Raw genomic sequence first — 3,941 nt, 5'->3', positions numbered from 1 at the left:
GGGACGCGGGTGACCGGCTGGTCGCCGCGGCGCTGGCCGCGCTCGGCCCCGCTGCCGAGACGTACCCGGACGCCGACGCCCTGCGCGCGGCACTGCGGTCCGGCGCGACCCGGCCGGAGAGGGTCGTCGCCCGGTGCGCCGGAGCCGCCGAAAACGACCCGGCCGAGGCGGCACACGGCGCGACGCGCCACGCCCTGGACCTGCTCCAGACGGTCCTGGCCGACGGCGCGCCGGACACCCGCCTGGTGGTCCTCACCGAGGGTGCCGTGTCCACGGAGCTGGACACCGGAAGCGGTGCCGATCCCGCCGCGGCCTCGGTGTGGGGCCTGATCCGCTCGGCCCAGACCGAGCACCCCGACCGGTTCACCCTCCTCGACGTGGACGGCTCGCGGGCCTCCGAAGAGGCCATCGAGGCGGCCCTGTCCATCGGGGAACCCCAACTCGCCGTACGGGAAGGCGGGTTACGTGTCCCCCGCCTCACCCCTCTGGCGTCGGAACCGCCTCAGCCCGCCACCACCTTCGACGCCCGGCGAACGGTGCTCATCACCGGCGGCACCGGCGCCCTCGGCGCCCTCCTCGCGCGCCACCTGGTCACCCGGCACGGCGTCAGAAGGCTGCTGCTGACCAGCCGTAGCGGTCCCGACGCGGCGGGCCCCCTCGCCGAGGAGCTGACCGCGCTCGGCGCCGAGGTCACCGTCGCCGCCTGCGACATCGGCGACCGCGAGGCCCTGGCCGCACTGCTGGCGGCCCTGCCCCAGGACCGTCCGCTCGGCGCGGTGGTGCACTGCGCGGGCGTCCTGGACGACGGCGTGGTCACCGAACTCGACCGGGACCGGCTGGGTACGGTGCTGCACCCCAAGGCCGACGGCGCGTGGAACCTCCACCTGGCGACCCGGGACGCCGACCTGACCGCGTTCGTACTGTTCTCCTCCGTGGCGGGCACCCTGGGCACGGCGGGACAGGCCAACTACGCCGCCGCCAACGCGTTCCTCGACGCGCTCGCCCACCACCGCCGCGGACACGGTCTGCCCGCCACCTCCCTCGCCTGGGGTCTCTGGGCGGAGGACGGCGGCATGGGCGGCACCCTGGACCGGCGGGGCCTGGCCCGGATGAGCCGCGAGGGGCTGGCGCCGATGCCCACCGCGCGGGCGCTCGCGCTCTTCGACGCGGCCCTCGCGACCGGGCGCTCGGCGCTCGTACCCACCGGGCTCGATGTCACCGGCGCACGCGCGCAGCGGGCGTCGAGCCCGCTGTCCCCGCTGCTCGCCGACCTGCTCCCCGCCCAGCCCGCGCCCGCCGACCGGGCGGGCGACACCGGCCAGGACACCTCGCTGCGCGGGCGGCTGGCCGGGCTGCCCGAGGCCGAACAGCGCGACCTGCTGCTGGACGTCCTCCGCCTGCACATCGGCACCGTTCTGGGCCACAGCTCGCCGCCCGCCATCGACCCCGGAACGTCGTTCAAGGACCTGGGGTTCGACTCGCTCGCGGGCATCGAACTGCTCATCGTCCTGGGTGAGGCGCTGGGGCTGCATCTGCCGTCCACCATGCTGTTCGACCACCCCACGCCCGCCGCCCTGATCACCCACCTCAGGGACGAACTGGTCGGCGGCGCCCCGCTGCCGGTGGCCCCCGCCGAGGCGACGGACACCGCGAGCACCCCGCCCGCCACCGACACCGCAGCCGCCACGGCCACCGCGCCCGCCACGGACGACGGCGAGCCGATCGCGGTCATCGGCATGGGGTGCCGTTTCCCCGGTGGCGCGAGCACACCGGAGGAGCTGTGGCGGCTGGTGGCCGAGGGCCGCGACGCGGTCGGGGCGTTCCCGGACAACCGCGGCTGGAACCTCGACGACCTGTACGACCCCGACCCCGATGTGCGCGGCAAGACCTACGCCCGCGAGGGCGGGTTCCTCTACGACGCGGCCGAGTTCGACGCCGAGTTCTTCGGCATCAGTCCCCGCGAGGCCCTCGCGCTCGACCCCCAGCAGCGGCTGCTGCTGGAGACGGCGTGGGAGACGTTCGAGGACGCGGGGCTGCGCCCGGACACCCTGGACGGCAGCGCCACCGGCGTCTTCGCCGGAGTCGTCACCCAGGAGTACGGCTCCCTCGTCCACGAGGGCAGCGAGCCCGTCGACGGCTTCCTGCTGACGGGTACGACGGCGAGCGTGGCGTCCGGGCGTGTGGCGTACACCTTCGGTTTCGAAGGCCCGGCGGTCACCGTCGACACCGCGTGCTCCTCGTCGCTGGTGGCGCTCCACATGGCCTGCCAGTCGCTACGGAGCGACGAATGCTCCATGGCCCTCGCCGGTGGCGCCACCGTGATGGCCAACGCCGGGATGTTCCTGGAGTTCAGCCGACAGCGCGGGCTGGCACCCGACGGCCGGGCCAAGTCCTACTCCGCGGCCGCCGACGGCACGATCTGGGCCGAGGGCGCGGGCATGGTCCTGCTCGAACGGCTCTCCGACGCCGAGGCCAACGGACACACCGTCCTGGCCGTCATCCGCGGCTCGGCAGTCAACCAGGACGGCGCCAGCAACGGCCTCACCGCGCCGAACGGCCCCTCGCAACAGCGCGTCATCAACGCCGCACTGGCCAACGCCGGGCTGACTCCCGACCAGGTGGACGCGGTGGAGGGCCATGGCACGGGCACCACGCTCGGCGATCCCATCGAGGCACAGGCTCTCCTCGCCACGTACGGACAGAACCGCGACGAACCCCTGTGGCTGGGCTCGTTCAAGTCCAACATCGGCCACGCCCAAGCGGCGGCCGGTATCGGTGGCGTCATCAAGATGATCCAGGCCATGCGCCACGGCACCCTCCCCCAGACCCTCCACGTCGATGAGCCCAGCCCGCACATCGACTGGACCACCGGCAGCGTGCAACTGCTCACCGAGGCCCGGCCCTGGCCCGAGAACGGCCACCCCCGTCGCGCCGCCGTCTCCGCCTTCGGCATCAGCGGCACCAACGCCCACCTCATCCTGGAGCAGGCCCCCAAGTCCGAGAGCCTCGAACCGGCCACGGACACCGCGCCGCAGCCGACCACGGTCCCCTGGATCCTGTCCGCCAAGAGCGAGCAGGCCCTCCAGGCCCAGGCCCGGCAGTTGCGCACCCTGAGCCCCGAGCTGCGCCCGGACCGAGTCGCTCACGCGCTCGCCACCACGCGGTCCCTCTTCCAGCACCGGGCCGTGGTGGTGGCGGACGAGCGCGAGGCGTTCGACCGCGCGCTGGAAGCCCTCACCCGCGGCGAACCGTCCCCGGCCCTGGTCCGCGGCACGTCCCACCCGGGCAAGACCGCGTTCCTGTTCACCGGCCAGGGCAGTCAGCGCCTCGGCATGGGCCGGGGGCTGTACGAGGCGTTCCCGGTGTTCGCGCGCGCCTTCGACGAGGTCTGCGCCACGCTGGACCAGTACCTGGACGCCGAACAGCCCATCAAGGACATCGTCTTCGCCGACGACCAGGGCCCGCTGAACCAGACCCGCTCCACCCAGGCCGGGCTGTTCGCCCTGGAGACCGCGCTCTACCGCCTCGTGGAATCCTTCGGCGTCNACCCAGGCCGGGCTGTTCGCCCTGGAGACCGCGCTCTACCGCCTCGTGGAATCCTTCGGCGTCACGCCCGACTACGTCACCGGCCACTCCATCGGCGAACTCACCGCCGCCCACATCGCCGGAATCCTCACCCTGGACGACGCCTGCTACCTGGTCGCCGCCCGCGGGTCGCTGATGCAAGGGCTCCCCGCCGGGGGCGCCATGATCTCGGTGCGCGCCACCGAGGAGCAGCTGCGCCCGCTGCTGGAAGGCCGCGAAGACGAAGTGGCCATCGCCGCCATCAACGGGCCCACCTCCGTGGTCATCTCCGGTGACGAACAAGCCACCACCGACATCGCCGCCACCCTCGCCGAACGCGGCATCAAGACCCGACGCCTCACCGTTTCCCACGCCTT

The 3,941-nt window shown here is 73.6% G+C and carries 1 pseudogene; it reads left to right on the top strand.

Going from position 1 to position 3,941, the window contains the following annotated elements:
• Positions 1-167: 167 nt before the first annotated feature.
• Positions 168-3,941, top strand: a pseudogene (locus EEJ42_RS53780) (type I polyketide synthase); the annotation flags it as partial.

It is taken from the genome of Streptomyces botrytidirepellens, from assembly GCF_003721215.1.
GTDB lineage: Bacteria > Actinomycetota > Actinomycetes > Streptomycetales > Streptomycetaceae > Streptomyces > Streptomyces himastatinicus.
This window is presented reverse-complemented; position numbering and strand designations above follow the sequence as displayed.